General features: G+C 39.5%; 1 protein-coding gene. It reads right to left on the reverse strand.

The annotated features are described in order from the left end of the window. Positions 1-492: 492 nt before the first annotated feature. Positions 493-1,383 carry a carboxypeptidase-like regulatory domain-containing protein gene (locus C8N47_RS18570; protein WP_107824071.1) on the reverse strand — a complete coding sequence of 297 codons (891 nt, stop codon included), beginning with the start codon at positions 1,381-1,383 and terminating at the stop codon, positions 493-495. Between the last annotated feature and the right edge of the window lie 294 nt (positions 1,384-1,677).

The raw sequence follows: 1,677 nt of genomic DNA on the forward strand, positions 1-1,677 counted from the left end.
CAGATCCTGGAGCTGCGCTTTGGAGAGCGCTCGGTGCTGAAGTGTAAGGATTGTGGCGGCGAACTACTGCTGCTGGAAACTTATCCCGGAAAGCGGGCGCCGCCTGTAAATCCATTGGCCGGAATGGGCCAATGACGGTGTTTTGTGGATCTTTTCGAAATACGCCCCTGAGCGTAAATGGGAAAGCTATGTCCGGTCGCCAAAACCGCCTGCCCAGAGGAGCCCCTTGCTGCCGAAAACAGGGTCAAAGCAGAAGCTATTTGGCCGGCATAGTCGGTTTTGCAGCCAAAACCGGGCTTGAAAGGCCAACAATACCACCCCAAACGCCTTCCGAAAGGGAAACAAAAAACCGATTGAAAACACTATCCGAAAATAGTTAATTAACAGTCGGTTAAGCCAGGGGCAGTGTTTAGTTCAACAAAGCCTCCAATACCAAGCGTATGCAAGCAACGCTTGATTAGAGGCTAAGTGTTAGCATTAGTTATTTAAATTTCAATCTGTCAATACTAATGAAATAGCTGGACTGGATTTACTTGAAGACCAAATCTCTTTCGAAAACCATTTTCCCATATAAAGAAATCTATTGTTTTCAGTTTCATTCGTAACTAAAAAATCAGGTCCATATTTTTTCTCTTTATACGTGAAGTTACCTTCAAAACTCGTCTCGTCGTAACTGTTTTCTTTTGTCATTATCCATTCTAATCCAATAATTAAACCGTTTTGAGGAAATTGTAACTTAAATCGGGAAATATCAATTACGTTTTCGGTAAACCCGAATCCAAATTTTGACTCTGTCGTTACAAGAATATTTTCCTTAATTAAATCGTTTCCAGGTCTGTGGTTTAATGTATCATATTCATAAAGATGCAAGTTAAAGTCATATTTTCTGAGACTCTTCTTTGAGTACACGATTATTTTGCCAATAAAGGATGTTGTGTCAAATGAGTCCTGATATTTAAAATACCGACCTATTATGGAAGGAGTATTTGAACAAATCCAATATGATTTGTCTGTTTTTTTACTTATTGGATTTACTATCAATGAATTTCTCATTTGAGGGAAAATTGTAATTTCTTCAATGTTATACTCTCTTGGCTTTAGGAAAATTGTGTCTCGTATCTCAGAAATATCAATGATGGTATCAAAATATCCGATTGCTGTAATTTTTAATTTTTTCAAAGATTTGAACTCATTGTCAATTTTAAGGATGAAATCTCCATTTACAGAAGAACTTGTTCCTCTGTCTGTATTTAGAACCCAAATATTTGCATATGGTATTGGTTTGCCCGAATGCGAATCGACTACATTATTCTCTAAATAACTTGCTTGTCCATATGCACAAGACACTAAAAGCACTGAAAATATGAATAGTAACTGCTTCATTTTTTAATTAATGCTAACGGTCACTTGTATGTGGTCGGGCGGGATTTCTGGAAGAAATCGTGTCAGACCCGCAGGAAAGTGGGCGCAAGGTCTGACTTGTCAGACCGCTGACCCCCCCCGCCTGCCATATACAATTTGTTGAACTAAACCCGCTTTGCGGGAGCTTATTGCACAGCTAAAAATAGGAATAGTTGGCGGGATGTTGCGACTTTCGTGCTTTTAAATTTTAAACAAATTGATTATGAGCAGAAAGTCCTACCTGGAGCAGGCCTGCGAGGCTGTTCCCGAGTTCAA

The organism is Mangrovibacterium marinum (genome assembly GCF_003046625.1).
Classification (GTDB): domain Bacteria; phylum Bacteroidota; class Bacteroidia; order Bacteroidales; family Prolixibacteraceae; genus Mangrovibacterium; species Mangrovibacterium marinum.